The sequence below is a fragment of the Amycolatopsis sp. EV170708-02-1 genome (assembly GCF_022479115.1).
Classification (GTDB): Bacteria; Actinomycetota; Actinomycetes; order Mycobacteriales; family Pseudonocardiaceae; genus Amycolatopsis.
The window spans coordinates 2,143,181-2,165,728 of sequence record NZ_CP092497.1; the positions used below are offsets into that span (position 1 = coordinate 2,143,181).

Below are 22,548 nucleotides of genomic sequence, written 5' to 3' on the forward strand. Positions count from 1 at the left end.
TTCTGAACAACGCAAGTCCGTGAAGGCCTCCTTGAGGGGACGCCTTCACGGACCGAAGCGGGTCAGGACTCCATGGCCTTGACGAGCGAAGCGGGCCGCAGGTCGGTCCAGTGGGTCTCGACGTACTCGAGGCACTCCGGACGCGAGGCCGGGCCGAACTTCGTGGTCCAGCCCGCCGGGACCTCGACGAACTCGGGCCACAGGCTGTGCTGCCCTTCGTCGTTGACGAGCACCAGGTACGTGCCGTCGGGGTTCTCGAACGGGTTCGTCATTCCTTGTTCTCCTTCTCTACGGCCGGTGAATCAGCCCGGCGGACGAGCGCTTCCAGCGCGAGGAACCAGCCTTCCGCGAGTTCCCGCACCGAGTCTTCGGTGAGCACGGCCTCCGGCCACGACCAGTGTGCGCCCAGTTCGGGGCCGCCGGGGCGGTCCTCGGCCAGGACGTTGACCGTCAGCGCGTGCGAGACCGGCATCCCGTCGTCGGCGCCGAGTTCGGCGGCCTCGGCCTCCGGCGCGTACGACCAGTCGGTCGCTTCAGGGACGCCGATACGGCCCAGGTAGTTGAACTCGATCTGCGGTTTCGCGAACTTCGCGAGTTCAGGCCCGGTGCGCGGGTCGAGGTAGCGGAGCACACCGTGCCCGATACCGCCGTCCGACAGCCCGTCGAGATGGGCCCGGACCCGTTCCAGCGCGTCATCGGCGGCGGGTCCGCCCGCGAACGCGTCGTCCAGGTCGACGTCGCCCAGGTCCAGGCACACCGGGACGACGCTGGTGAACCAGCCGACAGTCTGCGAAAGGTCAGCCAGTTCCTCTTCACGGCCGTGCCCCTCGACGTCGACCAGCACCGCCTGTCCCCCGTCCCGGCGCCAACGGGCGACGGCGAGGGCGAGACCGGTGAGCAGGACGTCGTTGATCGTCGCCCGCGACAGCAGCGGGGCCGTCCGCTCGACCGGCAGCCTCAGCGACACCTTTCGCACGGTCGCCTGCACGTCCCGGGCGGGGTCGAGCGGCCGGTCCAGCAGGATCGGATCCCCGCCGCCCAGCACCGATTTCCACCGGTCCAGTTCACCGGAACGGTCCTGTGTGGACAGTGTTCGCGACCATCGCCGGAACGACGTGTCCACAGAGGACAGCGCCGGCACCTCACCGCGTGCGACCGCTTCCCAGGCGGAAGCGAGGTCCGGCAGCAGGATCCGCCACGAGACGCCGTCGACGGCCAGGTGATGGATCATCAGCAGCAATCGGCCGGGGCCCGACGCACCCGCGTCGAACCAGGTCGCGCTCAGCATCACGCCGTCGTCCGGCTTCAGCCTGGCGCGGGTCGGCTCCGCGTGCCGCTCGATCAGAGCGAACAGATCGCCGTCCTCGGCGTCGACACGTTCGACGGGCACTTCGGCGGATTCGGCCACCCGGAGCACCCAGCCGTCCTCGGACCGGTCGAGCCGCGCGCGCAGCATGTCGTGCCTGGCCACGAGCGCACCGAGCACGGTCTTCAGCTGCTCACCGGTCATCCCGGCGGGCGTCCGCACCAGCGCGGCCTGATGGTAACCGTCGATCGGGCCGCCGAGTTCGCGAAGCGCGTGCATGATCGGCGTGAGCGCGACCGCGCCGTCGTCCTCGATCCGTTCCGCGACCTCGGCCAGCGCCGCGACCGTCCGGCGCGCGAACACCTCGTGCGGCGTGATCTTCAGCCCGGCCGCGCGTGCCCGGCCGACCAGCCGCATCGCGACGATACTGTCCCCGCCCAGGGCGAAGAAGTCGTCCTCGGCACCCAACTCCGGCACATCGAGCACTTCCGCGAAGAGCGCGCACAGCGTCTTCTCCAGCGCGGTCTCGGGCGCGCGGCCACCGGCCAGCTCCGAGTAGTCCGGCGCCGGCAGCGCCTTGCGATCCAGCTTCCCGTTCGACAGCACGGGAAGCGCGTCGAGCGTGACGAACGCGGCCGGGACCATGTAGTCCGGCAGCGTCCCGGCCGCGAACCGCCGCAGCTCGTCCCGATCCACAGTGGACACGACGTACGCCACGAGCTGCTTGACCCGGGGACGGTCCTCGCGTACCAGGACGACGGCTTGAGCGACCTCGCCGTGCCGTTCGAGCACGGCTTCGATCTCACCGGGTTCGACCCGGAAACCGCGGATCTTCGCCTGGTCGTCGGCGCGACCGCCGAAGTCCAGGCGCCCGTCCGCGGTCCAGCGGGCGAGGTCCCCGGTGCGGTACATCCGGGCTCCCGCCGGGCCGAAGGGATCCGCCACGAACCGCTCCGACGTCAGCGCCGCCCGCCCGAGATAACCGCGGGCGAGCCCGGCTCCGGCGAGGTACAGCTCACCGGTGACGCCGGGCGGCACCGGCCGCAGCGCGGCGTCCAGCACGTAGGCCCGGGTGTTCGCGACCGGCCTGCCGACCAGCGGCTTGTCGCTGTCGCCGATCCGCGCGACCAGCGCGTCCACTGTGGACTCGGTCGGGCCGTACAGGTTGAAGGCCTCCGTGCCGTCCAAAGTGGCCAGACGGCGCCACAGGCTCTCGGGTACGGCCTCGCCGCCGACACCGATCACCGCGAGGGGGCATCGGTCGCCGTCGAGCAGGCCCGCGTCCGCCATCTGCGCGAAGAACGACGGCGTGACCTCGATGAAGTCGAAGCCCTCCCGGTCGATCATCGCGGCGAGCAACTCGGGATCGCGCCGGGTCTCCTCGTCCACGATGTGCACGGCGTGCCCGTCGAGCAGCCACAGCTGGGGCTGCCACGAGGCGTCGAAGGAGAACGACCACGCGTGCCCGACCCGCAGATGCGGTTTCCCGGTGGCCTCGACCGCGGGCCGGTGCAAGGTGGCGCGGTGGCTGTGGAACAGGTTCACCACGCCGCGATGCGGGACGACGACCCCCTTGGGCGTCCCGGTCGAGCCCGACGTGTAGATCACGTACGCCGGATGCTCCGGGACGAGCGGGCGGACACGGTCCCGGTCGGTCAGGTCGTGTGCCTGCCGGTCCTCGGTGACGAGCGCGCAGAGCGCCAGTGTCTCGATCTCGGTCCGGGGCAACGACTCCAGCAGCTCGGGTTCGGTCAGGATCATCTTGGGCCGCGCGTCGGCGAGCATCGCGGCCAGCCGTTCGGCCGGGTAGTCCGGGTCGAGCGGCAGGTATGCCGCCCCCGCCTTGTGGACCGCGATGATCGCCAGCAGCACGTCGGCCGAACGCGGCAGCGCCAAGGCGACGAAGTCTTCAGGGCCTGCACCGTGTGCGACCAGCGCCCTGGCCAGCCGGTTGGCGCGCTCGTTGAGTTCGGCGAACGTCAAGGCGACCGCACCGGACACCACCGCCGTCGCGCCGGGCGAACGCCGCACCTGATCCTCGAACAGACCGGCCACAGTGGACGGTTCGACGTCGCGCGCCGTCCCGTTCCAGCCGCGCACGATCAGCTCCAGGTCCGCCTCGCCGAGGATGTCGGCCCTGCCGACGGGAGCGTCCACGTCGGACACCATCGCCGCGAGCACGCGCTCCATCGCGGGGAGAAGCCGTTCCGGCAGGCCGGCTTCGAACAGGTCGGAGCGGTACTCCGCGGTGAGCTTCAGCCGTGCTCCCGGCTCCACCGCCCAGGTGAGCGGATAGTGCGTGGAGTCGTCGTGGCGCACGATCTCCCGCGCAACCCGGCGCCGGTCTCGTCCTCGTCCGCGCCCGGGTAGCTCTCGAACACCATCAGGGTGTCGAACAGCTCTCCCAGCCCGGCGCCGCGCTGGATGTCGGCGAGCCCGTAATGCTGGTGCGCGAGCAGTCCCGACTGCTCGTCCTGGACCCGGTCGAGCAGGTCGCCCAGCTTTTCGGCCGGGTCGAGCACGATCCGCACCGGGACGGTGTTGATGAACAGGCCGATCATCCGCTCGACCCCGGCCAGTTCGGGCGGGCGCCCGGCGACCGTCGCGCCGAAGACGACGTCCGACCGGCCGGTCAGCCTGCCGAGCACGATGCTCCACGCGGTCTGGACCAGCGTGTTCAGGGTCAGGCCGCGCGAGCGAGCCACCGCGGTGAGCGCCTCGGTCGCCTCTTCCGGCAACTCCAGCGACAGCCGCTCCGGCAGGGCCGGGACGCGCTGCGGGTCGTGCGGGACGAGATGGGTCGGCTCGGTCAGGCCGTCGAGCGCCTGCCGCCAAGCGGCCTCCGCGGCCGCCCGGTCCTGGTTCCCGAGCCAGCCGAGATGGTCTCGGTACTGGCGTGCCGGTGCCGGATCGGCTCCGGCGTAGAGCTGGGACAGCTCCGCGAACAGCTGCGGCACCGACCAGCCGTCGAGCAGCACGTGCTGGTGGGTGAACACCAGCCGGTGCCGTCCGTCCGGCAGGGCGAGCAGCAGGAAGCGCAGCACCGGCGCGGCCGCCGGATCGAAGCGGCGCCTGTCGTGGGCCATCTCCGCTTCGACGGCGTCCGGCGAAGCCACGAAACGCCAGGGAACCGTGACCGAACGCGCCACGAGCGCGACAGGACGGCCGGACGCGAGGTAGCGGTAGCCGGTCCGCAGGACGGAGTGCCGGTCGACGAGCGCCTGAGCGGCGTCACGCAACCGAGCCGGGTCGAGCGGCCCTTCGAGATCGAAGGAAACCTGGACGGTGTAGACGTCCGGTCCGTCCTCGTCCATCGTCGCGTGGAAGAGCAACCCGGCCTGCAGCGGCGTCAGCGGCCACACCTCGGCCGTGTCCGGCGCGACGTCGAGGATCTCCGCGCGCTCGCCCGTGTCGAGTTCCACCAGCGGCTTCCCGCTCTCGGGCGCGGGTGCGTCGAGCCGCACGGCACTGACCTCGGCCAGGGCCGCGACGGTCCGGTGCCGGAAGACGTCACGCGGGCTCAGGAGCAGCCCGGCGCTCCGCACGCGGCCGACCAGCTGCATCGCGACGATGCTGTCCCCGCCGAGGCGGAAGAAGTCGTCGTGGACACCGACCTTCTCCAGCCCGAGCACCCCCGCGACGAGCGACGCGAGCAGTTCCTCGCGAGGCGTGCGCGGGGCGTCGTCGCTGACCTCACCGGAGAAGTCCGGCGCGGGCAGCGCCTTGCGGTCGAGTTTCCCGTTGGGCGTCAACGGGAAGGCGTCCAGCACCATGAACGCGGACGGCACCATGTACTCCGGCAGGGTGGCCTCCGCGAGCCGCCGGGCCTCCTCGACGTCGGCTTCCCCGGTCAGGTACGCGACGAGCCTGCCCTCCCGCAGGACCACCCGCGCGGAGAGGACGGACTCGATCTCGCCCAGTTCGATCCGGAAACCGCGCAGCTTGACCTGGTCGTCGGCGCGGCCGAGATACTCGAGCACGCCGTCGGCCCGCCACCGCGCGAGGTCTCCCGTGCGGTACATCCTCCCACCCGTCTCCCGGCCACCACCCCGCATCGAGGCGCCTTGCGCCGCTGTGTCTTCGGCTGCGAACGGGTTCGCCACGAACCGCTCCGCGGTGAGCCCGGCCCGGCCGAGGTAGCCACGCGCGAGCTGCTTGCCCGCCAGGTACAGCTCTCCCGCCACACCCGGTGGCACCGGACGGAGCCGGGAGTCGAGCACGTGGACCTGCGTGTTCCACACCGGACGTCCGATGGGGACGGTGTCATCGACGACCTCCCACGAGGTCACGTCCACCGAAGCCTCTGTCGGCCCGTAAAGATTGTGCAGCGGCACGGTCACGCGAGCCGCCAGCTCCGGCGACAGTGCCTCGCCGCTGCACAGGACGCGGCGGACGCCGTGCCACTCCGGCTCTTCGGCGAGGAACGCTTCCAGCATCGACGGGACGAAGTGCAGGGTCGTGATCCGCTGGTCCCGGATCAGCGCTTCGAGATACGCCGGATCGCGGTGCCCGTCCGGTTTGGCGACCACCAGCGTGGCGCCGGTGATGAGCGGCCAGAAGAACTCCCACACCGACACGTCGAAACTCGACGGCGTCTTCTGCAGCACCCGATCGTCGGCCGTGAGCCCGTACTCGTCCTGCATCCACAGCAACCGGTTCACGATGCCCTCATGGGGCACCACGACACCCTTCGGGCGACCGGTCGATCCGGATGTGTAGATGACGTACGCCGGGGACGCGGGATCGACGGTCCGCCGCAGGCTCTCGCCGGAGTAGCCGTCCAGCACCGGCAGCTCGTCGAGAACGACCGCCGGAGCGGCGTCTTCGAGCATGAACGCGAGGCGATCGGCCGGGTAGTCCGTGTCGAGCGGCAGGTAGGCCGCACCGGCCTTGTGTACCGCGTACAGGGCGACCACGAGATCGATAGACCGCGGCAGCGATACCGCCACCACCGACTCCGCACCCACACCCTGCTCGGCCAGCCACCGCGCCAACCGGTTCGCCCGCGCGTCGAACTCGGCATAGGAAAGCTCGATGTCCTCGAACACCACCGCGGTCGCATCCGGTGTCCGCGCGACCTGTGCTTCGAACAACTCCGGCAACGTGCTCGCCGGGACCTCGTGCGAGGTGTCGTTCCACTGCCCGAGCACCGTGCGCTCGTCCTCGCCGAGGACGTCGAGCTCGCCGACCGGGACGGCGGGATCGGCGGCCACCTGCTCCAGGACGGTCACCAGCCGCCGCGCGAACGACTCGGCGGTGGCGTGGTCGAACAGGTCGGCGCTGTACTCGATCGCGCCGGAGATCCCGTCGCCGTTCTCCAGGAAGCCGAATTCGAGGTCGAACTTGGCGACGCCCTGCGCGAACTCCTCTTGCTCCGCGCGAAGTCCGGGCAGCTTCAGGCCGTCCTCGGCTTCGGGCAGGTACACCACCATCACCTGGAACAGCGGGTGCCTGGCCAGCGAACGTTCCGGGTTGACCGCGTCGACCAGACGCTCGAACGGCAGCTCCTGGTGTTCGAAGGCCGCCAGGTCGGTCGCGCGCACCCGCGCCAGCAGATCGCCGAACGCCGGCTCGCCGGACAGGTCGGTGCGCAGCACGAGCGAGTTCACGAAGAAGCCGATCAGCGGCTCCAGCCGTTCGTCGACGCGGCCGGAACTCGGTGCGCCGAGCGGGATGTCGTCTCCGGCGCCGAGCCGGTGCAGCAGCGCCGCGACCGCGGCCTGCGCCAGCATGAACATGCTGACGTCGTGCCGCTGGGCCACCGCACGCAGCCGTGCGGTGAGCGCGGCGTCGATCGGGAAGGTCACGAGACCGCCGCGATGGCTCGATTCGGCCGGACGCCGCCGGTCCACGGGCAGGGGCAGTTCGTCGGGCAGGCCCGCCAGCGTTTCCTGCCAGAACCCGAGGTGCTCGGAGGCCGTGGAATCGAGCAGTTCGCGTTGCCACAGGGCGTAGTCCGCGTACTGGACCGCCAGGTCTGTCCACTGTGGAGCGTTTCCGCCGAGACGCGCCTCGTACGCGGCGGCGAGGTCGGCCATGAGCGGTCCCTGCGACCACTCGTCCGTCGCCACGTGGTGGATCACCAGCAGCAGGACATGTTCGGCCGGCGAAACGGCGAAGACGGCGGCCCGGATCGGGAGTTCCTCGTCCAGAGCGAAGCCGCGGCCGGCCTCGGTGGCCAACTGTGCCTGGAGGTCATTCGCTTCCTCGAAGCGGACCTCCGGGCGCGCGTCGGTCAGGATGTGCTGCGCCGCGACGCCGCCTTCTTCGACGAACACCGTGCGGAGCGGCTCGTGCCGCTCGACGAGGTCGCCGATCGCCGCACGCAAGGCGTCCACGTCCAGCTCGCCGTGCAGCCGCCAGGCGAGCGGGATGTTGTAGGTGGGCGTGCTCCCTTCGAGCCGGTACAGGAACCACAGTCGTTGCTGCGCGGGTGAAAGCGGCAGCAGGTCCGGCCGGTTCCCGGCACGCAGGACGGGCTGGGCCGACGGTTCGGCGAGCCGTTCGGCCAGCGCGGCGACGGTGGGGGCGTCGAAGACGTCGCGAACCGTCACGGTGGCGCCCAGGCTCGCGGAGATCCGGCTGACCAAGCGCATCACGAGGAGCGAATGGCCGCCGAGGGTGAAGAAGCCGTCGTCGATACCGACCCGCTCGACGCCGAGCACGTCGGCGAACAACGCGCACAAGGCCTCTTCCCGCGGGTTGCGCGGTTCACGGCCTTCCGCGGCCGCGAACTCGGGTGCGGGCAGGGCTTTGCGGTCGAGCTTCCCGTTCGGGGTCAGCGGGATCTCGTCGAGCACGACGAACGCCGACGGCACCATGTGCTCCGGCAGCTTCGCGGCCACCACGTCCCGCAACCCGTCGGCGGAACCGACGACGTACGCGACCAGCCGGTCTTCACGGGCGACGACCACCGCGCGCGCGACGGACCCGGACGCGGTGAGAGCCGCCTCGACCTCGCCGAGTTCGACCCGGAAGCCGCGGATCTTGACCTGGTCGTCGACCCGGCCCAGGAACTCCAGCGCGCCGTCGTCCGACCAGCGCGCGAGATCCCCGGTGCGGTACATCCGCTCCCCCGGGCCGCCGGACGGGTCGGCGACGAACCGCTCGGCGGTCAGCGCCGGGCGGGCCAGGTACCCGCGAGCGAGCTGCGCACCCGCGAGGTAGAGCTCACCGGGAACACCCGGCGGGACCGGGTTCAGGCGCGCGTCCAGCACGTACGTCCGCGTGTTCCACACCGGACGCCCGATCGGGACGGACGGCGTCGTCTCGGCACCGGCCCGCCAAGCGGTCACGTCGACGGACGCTTCGGTCGGCCCGTAAAGGTTGTACAGCGGGACGTCCACGCGAGCCGCCAGGTCCGACGGCAACGCCTCGCCACTGCAGATCACGCGCCGCAAACCGGTGCAGTCCGCCGTCTCCAGGAAAAGCGCGAGCATCGATGGGACGAAGTGGACGGTCGTGATACCGGCCGTGCGGATCAGCTCGGCGAGATACGCCGGGTCCTTGTGCCCCTCGGGTTTGGCGACCACCAGTGTCGCGCCGGTGATGAGCGGCCAGAAGAACTCCCACACCGACACGTCGAAACTCGACGGCGTCTTCTGCAGCACCCGATCGTCTGCCGTCAGCCCGTACTCGTCCTGCATCCACAGCAACCGGTTCACGATGCCCGCATGCGGCACCACGACACCCTTGGGCCGCCCCGTCGAACCCGATGTGTAGATCACATACGCCGGGGACGACGGGTCGACGATCCGCCCCAAGCTCTCGCCGGAGTACCCGTCGAGATCGGGCAGCTCGTCGAGCACGACCGCGGGCGTGGTGTCTTCGAGCATGAACGCGATGCGATCCGCCGGGTAGTCACGGTCGATCGGCAGGTAGGCGCCACCGGCCTTGTGCACGGCGTACAACGCGACGACCAGGTCGATCGACCGCGGCAGCGACACCGCCACCACCGACTCCGCACCCACACCCTGCTCGGCCAGCCACTGCGCCAGCCGATTCGCCCGCGCGTCGAACTCCGCATAGGAGAGCTCGATGTCCTCGAACACCACGGCGGTCGCATCCGGTGTCCGCGCGACCTGTGCTTCGAACAACTCCGGCAACGTGGCGGCCGGGACTTCCCAGGCCGTGCGGTTCCACTCCGTGACCCGCGCGAGCTCGTCGCCGACGAGCAGGTCGAGGGCGGCGACCGGCCGCTCGGGGTCGGCGGTGACCTGCTCCAGCAGAGCCGTGAGCCGGTCCAGCAGGCGCGCGGCCGTCGTCTCGCCGGCGCGGTCTTCGGCGTACTCCAGCATCACCGTGGCCGTGGTTCCGTCGTCGACCATCGTGAAGTGCAGATCGAACTTCGCCATGCCGGTGTCCATCTCGAACCACTCGGCGGGCAGTCCGAGCACGTCGCGCGCGTCGCCCTGCCGGTGGTAACCGACCATCACCTGGAACAGCGGGTTGCGCCCCGGCACCCGGGGCGGGTTCAGTCGCTCGACGACGCTTTCGAACGGCAGGTCGCCGTGTGAGAACGCGGCCAGGTCGGCCTCGCGCACCCGGTCGAGCAGGGCGGCGAACGTCGGCTCGCCGGAGAGGTCGGTCCGCAGCACCAGGGTGTTCACGAAGAACCCGACGAGGTCGTCGAGCGCCGCGTCGGTCCGTCCGGCGATCGGGGCGCCCAGCAGGATGTCGTCCCCGGCACCGAGCCGGTGCAGCAGCGCGGCCACCGCGGCCTGGAGCACCATGAACGGGCTCGCTCCCGCCTTCGCCGCCAGGTCGCGCACCGCGGCCGAAAGTTCCTCGGAGAGCGGGGATTTCACCTTTCCGCCCTTGCCCGTCGGCTGGAGCGGGCGGGGGCGGTCCAGTGGCAAGGTCAGCTCGTCCGGCGCGCCGCGCAGCGCATCGGCCCAGAAGGCGACCTGCGCCGCACCGTGCTGGTCGAGGAAGTTCTCTTGCCACAAAGCGAAATCGGCGTACTGCACCGGGAGGTCCGTCCACAAGGGACTGTCACCGGCGAGCCGCGCCCGATAGGCCGACGTCAGGTCGCCGAGGAACGGCCGGTCGGACCATTCGTCGGTCGCGCTGTGGTGCAGGACCAGCGAGATCACCTGGTCGTCTTCGCCGAGGCGCAGGACCCGCAGCCGGACCGGGATCTCCCGCGCCAGGTCGAACGGTGCCCGCGAGAGCTCGGCGATCCGGGCGTCCAGCCCGGTCTCGTCGCAGTCCTCGACCGCGAACGGGATCTCCGGCGCGTCGAGAACGCGCTGGTAGGGCTCCCCGTCGTGCTCGTCGAAGACGGACCGCAGGACTTCGTGCCTGCCGAGCACGTCGCCGAGCGCGGCCCGCAGAGCTGCCGGGTCCAGATCGCCGCGCAGACGGAAGGTCAGCGGGAAGTTGTAGGCGACCGCGTTCGCTTCCATCCGATCGACGAGCCAGAGGCTGCGCTGAGCGGCCGAAAGCGGGATGCGAGCGGGTCGCTCGGCGCGGACCACGGCCGGCCGCGCCGGTTCGCCGCCGCCCGCGCGAGCGGCCAGCTCGGCGACCGTCGGCGCTTCGAACAGGTCACGGATGGCCAGTTCGGCGCCGAGTTCGGTGCGGGCCCGGCTGATGAGCCGGGTGGCGAGCAGGGAATGGCCGCCGAGGTCGAAGAAGTTGTCCTCGACGCCGACCCCCTCCACGCCGAGGACCTCGCCGAAGAGCGCGCACAGCTTCTCTTCCTCGGCGGTCTCGGCCGGACGGCTTTCGGCGAGCCGCACCGTCTGCTCCGCGTCCGGGAGCGCGCGGGTGTTGAGCTTGCCGTTGTCGGTCAACGGCAGGGCGCCGAGCGTGACGAACGCGGCCGGGACCATGTAGTCCGGCAGTTCCGTCTTGAGCCGGTCCCGCAGGCGTTGCACCAGTTCGCCGCCGCCGCGGGCCGCCGTCGGGCTCGTGGCGTACTTGGCCAGGCTCGTGCCCACCGAAACCGGTTGATGCACACCGGTGACCAGCCCGTCCATCTGTCCCTTGTGGACGAATACGGCTTCGAACGCGCCGTCGGCCGACCAGGTGCTGAACACCCGGAACCCGAGCCGCTCGCCGAGGTCGTGCACGTCCTCCGGCTCGACCCCGGCCGGAGCGCGGAACAACTCCAGGACGTCGATGAGCGGCGCACCGGCGTCCAGCGCGCGGGTGGCCTCGACCTCGGGCATCTGCCGCGCGTCCGGGATCCGGCTCACCCGCAGCGTTTCCACGCCGGTGAGGCGGTCTTCCAACGCGGCCAGGGAGCCCACTTCTTCCCACGACAACCGCGGCGCCTGCGCGACCGAGAAGGTCTCAGTGGGCTCTTTCACCAGGACCGCGTCGTAGCGGTACCGGCTCAGCTCGTTGTGCAGCCGGGCCCGTTTGATCCGGACCTGCGCGGCGACGTCCGGGAGCCGCCGCGCGAGCGCGGTGAAGTAGTCCGGGTCGATCAGCAGTTCCTTCTCCAGCGCGGCACCGCGTTCGATCGCGCGCCGTACCTGGGCGACGTCGGAGGTGGCGTCGGCGCGGGTGAGCTGGATCGCGGTGTGGAAGGCGCGGGCGAGCCGCAGGTTCCGGACGTCGCCGACGAACAGCGCACCGCCGGGCGCGAGCAGCCCGATCGCCTTGGTGATGACGTCGGTCAGGTAATCGACGCTCGGGAAGTACTGGATGACGGAGTTGATCACGATCGTGTCGAACCGGCCGGCGGGCAGGCCGTCGAACACGTGCGCCGGCTGGGCACGCAGGTTCACCTTGGCCGCCAGCGCCGGATCCTGTTCCAGCTCGCGGTTCAGCTTCGCGATCACGGGCGCGGCGAGGTCGGTGCCCCAGTACTCCCGGGCCAGCGGCGCGATCTGCCCCATGAGCAGACCGGTGCCGACACCGATCTCCAGCACCCGTTCCGGCTTGAGTTCGGCGATGCGGTCGACGGTCGCGCGCCGCCATTCCCGCATATGCTCCAGCGGGATCGGGTCGCCGTCGTAGCTGGAGTCCCAGCCCGCGAAGTCCTCGGTGAACAACGCGGTCGGGATCTCGGTGTACTCGTCCGAGTAGATCTGCTGCCATTCGCCGACCTGGTCGGCTTCCGCTTCGGCGCGGGCGTCCCCGCTCAGCTCGGCCGGGACGACGTAGCCGATGAGCCGCTGCAGACCGGGCGCCGACGGGTCGGGCCGCGCGATGACGGCGGCCTGCGCGACCTCCGGGTACCGGCTGAGCGCGGTCTCGATCTCGCCGAGTTCCACGCGGTAGCCCCGGATCTTGACCTGGTCGTCGGTGCGGCCGAGGAAGTCGAGGTTCCCGTCCGGTCGGCGGCGCACCAGGTCACCGGTGCGGTACATCCGCCCGCCCCCGGCACGAACGGGTCGGCGACGAACCGTTCGGCGGTCAGGCCGGGACGGCCCAGGTAGCCGCGCGCCAGGCCTTCGCCCGCGATGTAGAGCTCACCCGCGACACCGTCGCGGACCGGCCGGAGCCAGGCGTCGACGATGTAGGCGCGGGTGTTCCAGATCGGCTTGCCCACGGTCGGGGTGTCGCTGTCGGTCGTGCCGCCGCCGAGCGTGTTGATCGTGTACTCGGTGGGGCCGTACAGGTTGTAGCCGTAGGTGCCGTCGGTGTCGCGCAGCCGGTTCCACACCGACTCCGACACCGCCTCGCCGCCGAGCAGGACCAGCGCGGGCCGGTGCCCCTCCAGCAGCCCTTCCTCGATGAGCAGGTGCGCGTACGTCGGCGTCACGTTGACGACGTCGACCTCGTGCTCGTCGCAGTACGCCACGAGCGCCCGCGCGTCCCGTCGCAGTTCCTCGTCGCAGACGTGGACCTCGTGCCCCTCCACGAGCCACAGCAGCTCTTCCCAGGACATGTCGAAGGCGAACGACACGGTGTGCGCGATCCGCAGCCGCCGCCCGCCCGCCGACGCGATGGCCGGGGCGAAGATCGCGCCCTGGTGGTTGAGCTGCATGTTCGTCAGGCCGCGGTACGGCGTGACGACGCCCTTGGGTTTACCCGTCGAGCCCGAGGTGTAGATGACGTACGCCGGGTGTTCCATGCGGTCCGCGCGGCTGCGCGCGAACAGCGGGCGTTCGGCGTCGGAGATCGGGCCGCCACCGAACGCCCTGTCTTCGTGGTCGTCGACGAGCACCCGGGGCGTGGCGCCGGGCAGTGTCGCCGAGACGTCCTTTGTGGACACCAAGCAGAGCGGCCGCGCGTCCTCCAGCATCATCGCGAGCCGCTCGACCGGGTAGTCGAGTTCCAGTGGCAGGTACGCAGCGCCCGTCCGCAGCACGGCGAACAGCGCGACGACCATGTCGATCGAACGCGGCAGGCCGAGGGCGATCACCTGTTCCGGCGCGGCGCCCTTGGCCAGCAGAAGCCGGGCCATCCGGTTGATCCGCGCGTCGAGTTCGGCGTAGGTCAGCTGCTCTTCACCGAACACCAAGGCCGTCTCGTCGGGAGTCCGCTCCGCTTGGACGGCGAGCAGATCCGCGATCGTGTCCTCGATGACCGGGTGTTCGGCCTCGGCCCAGCCCGCTTCCAGCGCGGCACGGTCCTCGGTGGACACCGTGGCCAGCGCGGCGACCGGTTTCGCCGGGTCGTCGACGATCTGCGCGACCAGTGACGTGAACCGGTCGAGCACCGACGCGGCCTCGGCGGCGTCGATGACGTCGTCCCGGTAGGACAGCGTGACCCGCGTTTCCTCGCCAGGGGTGACCACCAGCGTCAGCGGGTAATGCGTGGCGTCGATGTTCAGCAGGTCGGTGATGCCGTGCCGGTGGCGGAGGCCGTCGCGCCGTTCGTCACCATCGGCGTTGCGCAGCACGAAAAGCGTGTCGAAGAGGACGCGGTGCCCGGCTTCGCGTTGCAGGACCCCGAGGCTCATGAACTCGTACGGGGTCAGGTCCATCCGCTCGGACTGCAGGCGTCGCACCAGGTCGAGCACCGATTCGGCCGCGTCGAGCCGCACCCGGGTCGGCACGGTGTTGAGGAACAGGCCGATGGTGTTCTCGATCTCGGGCACGGCGGCCGGCCTGCCCGCGACCGCGGCGCCGAACACGACGTCCTGCCGTCCGGTCATGGTCGAGAGGACCAGGCCCCAGGCGGCGTTGAGCACGGAGTTCACCGTGAGACCGTGCCTGCGGGCCTGCTCGCGCAGCCCGCGGCTCAGGCCGGCGGGCAGCACGGTGTCCAGATTGACCGGGGTCGCCGGGGCCAGGTCACGGCCTTCGGGCCCGACGACGGTCGGCTCGGCGAGACCGGAGAGCGCTTCGCGCCAGGCGCTCGTGGCGGCCTCGATATCCTGCCGGTCCAGCCAGCGCAGGAAGTCCACATAGGACCCGGCCGCGGGCAGTGTCCGGTCGTCGCCGCCGAGGTCGTACAGCGCGAACAGCTGCTCGATGAAGAGCCAGGCGGACCAGCCGTCCCAGAGCAGCAGATGCCGGTTCAGCACCACCCGGTCGCGGCCGTCCCCGAGCCGCACCAGTTTCAGCCGGAACAGCGGCGGGGCGCCGAGGTCGAACCGCGTCGCGCGGTCCTGCGCCATGAGTTCTTCGAGCCGTTCACGCTGCTCGTCTTCGGGCAACGTCGAAAGGTCCACTTCGGACACCGGTGGCGCGACCGCGGCCGCCACGAACTGCACCGGACCGCGCAGCCCCTCGCTGGTGAAACCGGCGCCGAGGCTCGGGATCCGCCGCAGCAGCGCGGACACCGCCGCCCGCAGGCGATCGGCGTCGAGGCGGTGATCGAAGTCGATCGCCTCCTGGATCGTGTAGATGTCGACTCGGCCGGAGTTGTAGCTGGAGTGGAAGAACAGGCCTTCCTGCAGCGGTGACAACGGCCAGACGTCGGCGACCGGCACCGGGCTGGACCGCTCGACGCGAGCGATCTCCTCCTGGGTCAGCGACACCAGTTCGAGGTCGGACGGCGTGAGCCCCACCGGCGCGTTCGTGTCCACGGCCGCGAGATCGGCCAGGGCGGCGGCCCACCGTTCGGCGAGCGCTCCGCCCGCCCCCGCGAACGTCGCGGTCAGCCTCGGCCCGTCCTCGGTCTCCTCGCAGGCGACCCCGATCCGCACGACGTGGTCGCCCGACGGCGGCACGGCGGCGTACCCGGCGACCTGCCAGTCCCCCTGCCCGGCCGGGATTCGGCCGTCGTACCGCAGGGCGATCGGCGGCTTCGCGAGCCCGGCGAGCAGCGGCCCGGTCTGCGTGTTGAGGTACCGCAGCGGGCCGTAGCCCTCGGGTGTCCTCCGGACGGTTTCCTTGACCGCCTTGAGCATCGCGAGCGGTTCGCCGGAGGCGGTGATCCGCACCGGACGCACCGAGGTGAGCGCGCCGATCGTGTCCGACGGGTCGACCCGGCCGTGCAGATCGACGAGGAGGTCACCGCCGACGGCGATCTTCAGCGCCGTCAGAAGCACGTCGGTGACGTCGCCGTGCACGGCGGACGGCAGCGCTCCGACGAGGGTCCGGGTGTCCTCGACGGACAAGGTGATCCGGCGTTCAGTGCCACCATCGCCGTCGACCTCGAAGGTGACCGGCGTCAGCGTCTCGGCCCAGTGCTCGATCTCGCCGAGCAGCGCGGGGTCCTGCGCCGCGTCGGCGATCCGGCGGGCGATCGTCCGCAACGACGTCCGCGCTCGCGTGAACACCGGCGGGCGGCCCTCGGTCACGGCCTGCCAGGCGATCGCGAGGTCGGCGGTCAGCGTCGTCAGGCTCCGCGCGTCCACCAGGACCGGATGCGCGACCAGGAGCAGCCCGCCCGGTTCGTCGAACAAGACGGCCTGCAGCAGGTTGTCCGGCAACCGGCCGGCGGCGGCCCGGCGTTCGTCTTCGAGAGATCCGGTCGCGTGACGGAGCAGGTCCGCGGCCTGGACAGTCCCTTGTGGACGGACTTCGAGCGACCACAGCACCGACGCGACACGCGACAGCCGCAGCCGCAGGCCGTCGTGGTGGTCGAGCACGAGCTGCAGGGCCGCGGCGAGCGTCTCGACGTCGGCCCCGGCCGGCACGGTCAGCAGCACGGACTCCGGCTGCACGTCGTCGCCCAGCTCACGCAGCCGGAGAACTTCCGGCAGCAGGGGGACGGCCCCGATACCGTCGGCGTCGGCCACCGGCTCGGCCGGCATCGCGGACGCGGCGAGCGCGGCCGGGGTCCGGAGTTCGAACACGTCCTTGGGGCTCAGTTCGAATCCGGCCCGCCGGGCGCGGCTCGACACGGCGATCGACGAGATGCTGTCGCCGCCCAGCAGGAAGAAGTCGCCGTCGGCGCCGACGGTCTCCAGGCCGAGGACGTCGGCGAAGATCCGCGCGAGCGCGCGCTCCTGATCGTTCCCCGGCGCGGCTTCGGTCCGGCTGGTCTCGGGTGCGGGCAGGGCCCGGATGTCGAGTTTTCCACTGGGGGTCAAGGGGAATTCGTCGAGGACGACGAATGCCTGCGGGACCATCGGCGCGGGCAGTGCCTCGCCGAGCGCGGTCCGCAGGCTCTCCGGATCCGCGTTCCCGGCGACGTAGCCGACGAGCGCGCCGTCCTTCGCCACGACCGTCGCGGCCGTGACCTCCGGCTGCGCGACGAGGACGGCTTCGATCTCGCCGAGTTCGATCCGGTTGCCGCGGATCTTCACCTGCCGGTCGGTGCGGCCGAGGTACTCGATCTCGCCGTCGGCGCGGCGGCGCACCAGGTCACCGGTGCGGTACAGCCGCTGCCCGGGTTCGCCGAACGGGTCGGCGACGAAGCGTTCGGCGGTCAGGCCGGGCCGTCCGTGGTAACCGCGGGCCAGCTGGACACCGGCGAGGTACAGCTCGCCCGCCACGCCGTCGGGCACCGGGCGAAGGCAGTTGTCGAGGACGTGTAGCCGCGTGTTCCACACCGGACGTCCGATGGGGACGGTGGTGCCGTCGTCGCCGGTGCTGGCGAAGAAGGTCACGTCCACGGCCGCCTCGGTGGGGCCGTAGAGGTTGTGCAGCGGGACACCGGTCAGCGAGCGCCACCGCGCGGCGGTCTCGCCGGGCAGCGCCTCTCCGCTGGAGAACACCTGACGCAACGATCCGAGGTCGCCGGTGGCCTCGTCGCTGCCGAGGAAGGCGGCAAGCATCGACGGGACGAAGTGCAGGGTGGTGATCCGCCGGTCGCGGATCACGCGCGCGAGATAGGCGGGATCGCGGTGACCGTCCGGTTCGGCCAGCACCACCGTCGCGCCTTCGCACAGCGCCCAGAAGAACTCCCACACGGACACGTCGAAACTCGACGGCGTCTTCTGCAGCACGCGGTCCGAGGCCGTGAGCCGGTATTCGTGCTGCATCCACGCGAGCCGGTTGACGATCGCGCGATGGGTGACGGCCACCCCCTTCGGCCGCCCCGTCGATCCGGACGTGTAGATCAGGTAGGCCGTGTTGTCCGGTCCGGCGGCGAGACCCTCGATGTCGTCGACGGGCTCGCCGGTCACGGGGACCTGAGTCAGTCCGGCGACATTCGGGATCCGCGCCGCCGTCCCGGGTTCGGAGAGCACGAGACGCGCGCCGGAATCGGCCAGCATGTATTCGAGCCGGTCGGCCGGATAGTCGAGGTCGATCGGCAGGTAGGCGGCCCCGGATTTGAGGACGCCCAGCAGAGCGACCATCAGCTCCGCCGACCTGGGCACGGCGACCGCCACGACCTCTTCGGGACCGGCGCCCAGGGAACGCAGCCTGCGGGCCAGGCTCTCCGCGCGCGCGTCGAGGTCCGCATAGGACAGTTCGATGTCCTTGAACATCACCGCTGTCGCGGACGGTGTCTTGGCGACCTGCTCGGCGAAGGCCTCGGCCAGCGTGCGCTCCGGCACGGGGTGCGCGGTCGCGTTGAGTTCGGCGAGGCGGCCGCGTTCGGCGGGCGACAAGAGGTCGAGCGCGGCGACCGGCAGGCCGGGGTTCGCGGTCAGCGTCTCCAGCAGCCGGGCGAACCGTTCCGCGAGCTGACCGGCCGCCACCGCGTCGATCCGGGCGGCGTCGAATTTGAGGCTGAACCCCAGGTCTTCACCCGGTGTCGCGATCACCGCGACCGGGAAGTGCACCGCGTCGGTGACTTCGACTCCGGTGAGGCGGAGAGTTCCGGACGCGCGCTCGTCGTCGCGCGGGAAGTTCTCGACGACGACAAGCGTGTCGAACAGTTCTTCCTGCCCCGCGCCCGCGAGACGCTGCAGTTCACCGAGGCCGAGATGCTGGTGGTCCAGCAGGGCCGCCTGCTCGTCCTGCAGCCGTCGCAGCACGGCGCCGACGGTCTCGGCGCCCGACCAGCGCAGCCGCACGGGCACCGTGTTGATGTAGAGGCCGACCGCCGATTCGAGGCCGGCGGCGCCGGTGTCACGGCCGGAGACCGTGCTCCCGAACAGCACGTCGTCCCGGCCGGTCAGCCCGCCGAGCAGGAGGCCCCAGGCGCCGTGCAGGACGGTGCCGAGGGTGAGCCCGTACTCGCGTGCCATCGCGGACAACGCCGTCGTCGCCTGTTCGCCGAGGCTCAAGTGCAGCCGCGAGGGCCGTCTCGCCACGCCGGCCCGTTCGTCGATCAGCCGGGTGGGTTCGTCCACTCCGGACAGTGCTGCCCGCCAGGCCTCGCGTGAGCCCTCGTGATCGCGCGACGCGAGCCGCCGCAGGTGATCGGCGCGCGTCGCCGGTTCCGGAAGTACGGGTGCTCCCCCGTATGCCGCCAGCAGTTCACGGAGCAGCACCACGACCGACCAGCCGTCGGCGATGATGTGATGGAACGTGAGCGCCAGCTTGGCGCGATCCCGACCGAGCCGGGTCAAGGTCGCCCGCAGCAGCGGCGGCCGGGCGAAATCGAACCGGCGCGCGCGATCGGCTTCGAAGGCCGCCTCGGCGTCTTCGGAAGCGACTTCGCGCCAAGGAAGCTCGGCGTGCCGCGCCACCGTCTGGACGACCCGGCCGCCGTCGAGCTGCCGGAAACCGGACCGCAACGACGAATACCGGTCCAGTAGCGCCTGCACCGAACGGCGCAACGCCTCGGGGTCGACGTCGCCTTCGAGGTCCAGGACCTCCTGGACCGTGTAGATGTCGGCTGCCGAGCCGCCTTCGAACTCCGCGTGGAAGAAGAACCCTTCCTGCAACGGCGTCACGGGCAGGACGTCGGCGTACTCGGCGAGCGACGCATGTTCGGCGTCGGTCAGCTCCAGCAGTGGCCGCCCGTCCACAGTGGACTCGGTGCGCACTGCTTCCGCGCAGACGGCCAGGGCTTCGGGCGTCCGGTGCTGGAACACCTGGCGCGGGGTGATGGCGAGACCGTGTTCCGCCGCGCCCAGCACGAGCCGGATCGAGAGGATGCTGTCGCCGCCGAGGGAGAAGAAGTCGTCGTCCGCACCGAACGTGGCCAGGCCGAGGACCCGGGCGGCGACGTCGCACAGGATCCGTTCCCGTTCGGTGCCCGGCGCGCGACCGGTGGCGGCGGCGCCGAAATCGGGCAGGGGCAGCGCGGTGCGGTCCAGTTTGCCGTTCGGCATGATCGGCAGCCGGTCGAGTTCCACGAAGGCCGACGGCACCATGTAATGCGGCAACGCCGATTCCGCGTGGGCGCGCAGTTCCTTCGGCAGCGACGGTGATCCGCCGGCGCTCGGGACGACGTACGCCACCAGGCGCCGGTCCCCCGGCTTGACCTCGCGCGGCACGACGGCGATCCGCTCAACCCCGGCGTACGCGGCGAGAGCGGATTCGACCTCCCCGGGTTCGATCCGGAAGCCGCGGATCTTGACCTGGTGATCGGTGCGGCCGAGGAAGTCGAGGTTCCCGTCCGCGCGCCACCGCACCCGGTCGCCGGTGCGGTACATCCGCGCGCCACCACCGGCGAACGGGTCGGCGACGAAACGCTCCGCCGACAGCCCCGGTCGTCCCGCGTAGCCCCGGGCGAGACCGCGACCGCCGACGTACAGCTCCCCTTCGACGCCGACCGGGACCGGCCGCAGCGCGGTGTCCAGGACATAGCAGCGGGTGTTCGGATCCGGGACGCCGATCGGGATCGGCCCGCTCCAGCCGGGCTCGGCCGCCCACAGCGTCGAGTTCACCGTCGCCTCGGTCAGCCCGTACGCGGCGACGACCTTCAGGTCTTCGGCCCAGCGCGCGATCAGTTCCGGCGGGACGGTTTCGGTGCCGACGATCAGCACCGCGCCCTTCGGCAGTTCGCAGTCCGCCGGGAGCGCCGCGACCAGCGACGGCGGCAGGATCATATGCGTCGCCGCGTTGGCGGCGATGTAGCCGGTCAGCTCGACGCCCGCGACGCGGCGGTGCGACGGGACCACGATCAGCGTCCCGCCGACGCACAGCGACATGACCAGATCCCAGACCGTCACGTCGAACCCGGTGGAGGCGAACTGCACCACCCGGCTGTCCTCGCCGATGCCGATCCGTTCGGTCGCCGTGCTGATCAGGCTGCCGATCCCATCGTGGGACAGGACAACACCCTTCGGCTTCCCCGTCGAGCCCGAGGTGTAGATGACATACGCGGCCTGACTCAGCGCGATCCCGCTCACGTCCACAGTGGACGGATCGAGCTCCGCGAGTTCGGCGGCGATCGCAGGGTCGTCGAGCAGGATCCGTTCGACGTCCACCCCGGACGGCAGCTGCGCCGACTCCTCCACAGTGGACACCACGATCCCCGCACCCGCGTGCGCGAGCATGTACGCGAGGCGGTCCTCGGGGTGGTCCAGGTCGAGCGGGAGATACGCGGCCCCGGCCTTCATGACGCCGAGCAGGGCGACCACGAGCTCGGCCGAACGCGGCATCGCCACGCCGACCACGTCCTCGTCACCGACCCCGCGTCGCCGCAGCAGCCGCGCGAGCCGGTTGGCCGCCGCGTCGACCTCGGCGTAGGTCATCCGGACGTCTTCGCAGACGACGGCCTCGGCGTCCGGCTTCCGTGCCACGACCCTGGCGAACGCCTCGGGCCAGGACACCTCGGGCGACTCCGCGACGGCGGTCCCGAGTTCCAGGACCCGGGCCCGTTCCTCCGCCGAAAGCAGGTCGATGGCGGCCAGCGGCAGGTCCGGGCCCTCCAGCAGGGCGTCCAGGACGGCGGCGAACCGGCGGCGATGGTCGGCGAGTTCGTCGTCGGAAGAGACTGCCTCGTCGGCGTCGAAGTCGAAGCGGAGGCCCCTGCCTTCACCGGCGTCGTACACGGCGATGGCGACGTCGCTGATCGGCCCGAGTTCGAGGTTGCGCACCGCCGCGCTCGCGTCGCCGAACGCGAGTTCGCCGTCCACGGCCATGTAGTTCACGCTCAGCCCGACGAGTTCGTGCACCCCGCCGCTCGCGCCGAGTTCGCGGGCCAGGTCCTCCCCGCGGTACCGGCTGTGCTCCAGCATCGCGGAGACCTTCTCCGCGACCTGGGCGACGAGCCGCGACGGCGTCGTCTCGGGCCGAACGGTCAGCCGCAGCGGCAGGACGTTGGAGACCATGCCCGGCTGCTCACGCAGCGCGCGAGTGGTGCGAGCGGTGACCGGCAGGCCGAGGACGAGGTCTTCGGCACCGGTCACGCGGTGGGCGTACGCCGCCACGGCGGCGATCGCGACCCGGGACAGCCTCGTCCCCGCGTCCAGCGCGAACTTCCGCAGACGGCCGGCCTCCGCCGCGGGCAGTTCCAACGAATGCCGCCGGAGCCGGACCCGGCCCGCCGACGCGCGGCCGAGCAGCCGCACCGGATTCGGCCTGCCCGCCAGTTCTCCGAGCCAGTAGCCGCGATCGGCTTCGCCGTCGTACCCGGACTCGGCCAAGCCCGCGAGCGGCCAGGAAACCTCCTCGGCGGTACCCGAATAGAGGGCCGCCGCGCGGCGGGTCAGGACGGCCTGCCCGTGCGCGTCCATCACGAGGTGGTGGTAGCGCTGGAACCAGCGGACCCGGTCGACGGCCAGGATCAGCAGCGTATGCGCGGTGAGCGGCCCCCTGGCGGGGTCGGTCACGACGGCGAGTTCGGCCCGCGTCCACTCGTCGGCGGCCCGCTCGGGATCCGGCTCACCGCTGAAGTCGAGAACGGTGATCTCCCCGGGGGCGACCGGGCGCTGGACCGGCGTGTCGCCGTCCAGCTCCACCGTGACGTGCAGGCATTCCGCCTCCGCGACCGCCCGCCGAACGGCGCCACCCAGCCGGGTGATGTCGACCTCGCCGCGAAGCTCCACGACCCAGCCGATCGTGTACACCGGATCGGCCGGGTCGAGCTGCTGGGCGAGCCAGATCCCCTGCTGTGCCGGGGTCAGGGGAAAGCCGCGGTTCATCGGGTTGCCTCCACCG

The 22,548-nt window shown here is 71.2% G+C and carries 1 protein-coding gene and 1 pseudogene; both read right to left on the reverse strand.

Annotation, left to right across the window (positions count from 1 at the left end; genetic code table 11):
- Nucleotides 1-62: 62 nt before the first annotated feature.
- Nucleotides 63-272: an MbtH family protein gene (locus MJQ72_RS09945; protein WP_219152184.1), complete on the reverse strand. Its 210-nt coding sequence runs from the start codon at nt 270-272 to the stop codon at nt 63-65.
- A pseudogene (locus MJQ72_RS45030) lies at nt 269-22,532 on the reverse strand (non-ribosomal peptide synthase/polyketide synthase). Before MJQ72_RS45030 ends, MJQ72_RS09945 begins: the two are co-directional and overlap by 4 nt.
- Nucleotides 22,533-22,548 lie beyond the last annotated feature (16 nt).

What these genes read in the sequence shown, in the direction of transcription:
- MJQ72_RS09945 (WP_219152184.1), bottom strand. Translation starts at nt 272, where the DNA reads ATGACGAACCCGTTCGAGAACCCCGACGGCACGTACCTGGTGCTCGTC.